Source organism: uncultured Arthrobacter sp. (assembly GCF_947495145.1).
Taxonomy (GTDB): Bacteria; Actinomycetota; Actinomycetes; order Actinomycetales; family Micrococcaceae; genus Arthrobacter_D.
The window spans coordinates 1-1,430 of the sequence record NZ_CANLXP010000045.1 but is presented as its reverse complement, the minus strand read 5'-3'; the positions used below and the strand labels follow the sequence as shown (position 1 = coordinate 1,430).

The window sequence follows — 1,430 nt, the reverse complement described above, 5'->3', positions numbered from 1 at the left end:
CGACGAGACTCATCTAAAGTGCCCGCGAAACACCCTCGGTGCCTCAAATGAGAATGCCCGCGAAACGGTGACCCTCGTGAGGTATGAGGAGTGAATTGTCGATGACGTCTCGTGCTGAGGTCACCTCCAGGTATGCGCAGGCGTATGTGAAGGCGCCGAAGAAGGATAAGGGCCGGATCCTCGAGGAGGTGGTGGGGGTGACGGGCTGGTCGCGGGATAACGCTCGGCGGCGGCTGACCAAGGCGGCGAAACAGCCTCCCGGGGTTGGTCGTCAGATCGCGCAGAAGCCGAGGAAGCCGCGGTCACCGAAGTACTCCTACGACGCGTTGAAGGTGCTTCAGCGGGTGTGGGCCGCCTCTGGTGGGCAGTGCGGGAAGTACCTTGTGGTTTCGATGCGCACCCAGCTCGATCTGCTCGAAGCGCACGGCGAGCTCATCGATGGCGTCGACCGGTATGGACCGCAGGTGCGCGCCGAACTCTTAACGATGAGCGCGGCGTCGATCGACCGGTATTTGAAGCCGGCGAAAGCGAGGGATCAGATCCGGGGGGTGTCAACGACGAAGCCCTCACCGCTGCTGCGGTCCTCGATCACGATCCGCAGAGCCGGTGACGAGGTCGAGGCCGAACCGGGGTTCTTCGAGGGCGACACGGTCGCGCACTGCGGGCCGAGTTTGCAGGGCGAGTTCGCCCGTACGCTGAACCTAACCGACGTGCATACCGGCTGGGTGTTCACCCGCACCGTGCGTAATAACGCCCACTCCCACATCCTGGCTGCTCTGAAGGCCGGCGTCGTCGAGATCCCATTCGCGGTGACCGGTCTGGACTTCGACAACGGAACGGAGTTTCTGAACAAAGCGGTCATCAAATGGGCTGAGGGCCGCGATATCTTCTTCACCCGCTCGCGGCCCTATAAGAAGAACGATCAGGCCACGATCGAGTCGAAAAACAACCACCTGGTGCGCAAGTACGGTTTCTACTACCGCTACGACACAGAAGCGGAACGACGGGCGTTGAACCGGCTCTGGAAGCTCGTCAACGACCGTTTCAACTACCTGAACCCGACCAAGAAACCCATCGGATTTGGCGCAGACGCCAACGGACGACGTAAGCGCCTCTACGACACACCTGCCACACCCGTGGACCGGCTGTTGGCCGCCAAGGTCCTCTCACCGGCCCAAGAGGCCGACCTGATCGCTTACCGCGCCTCGCTCAACCCCGCCGCGATCGCCCGCCAGATCGCGGACCTGCAAACCGTCCTGCTCAAACTGGCCAAGGAAAAGACCGAGCAGCTCTACCTCGCGTCCATCCCCACCGTGCTTCCCGATATCCGCAAAGGCATCCGAGTCAAAGCAGCAGGCTAACCCATTCGCGGGCATTCCTACCTGAGGCACCGATCAACTTTCACGGGCATATTGACTTGAGGCACTACG

The 1,430-nt window shown here is 61.7% G+C and carries 1 protein-coding gene; it reads left to right on the top strand.

Annotated features, from left to right (window positions below):
* Nucleotides 1-101: 101 nt before the first annotated feature.
* Entirely contained in the window at nt 102-1,361 is a 1,260-nt protein-coding gene (locus tag Q0877_RS17025; protein WP_299170034.1) for a transposase family protein, read from the top strand.
* Nucleotides 1,362-1,430 lie beyond the last annotated feature (69 nt).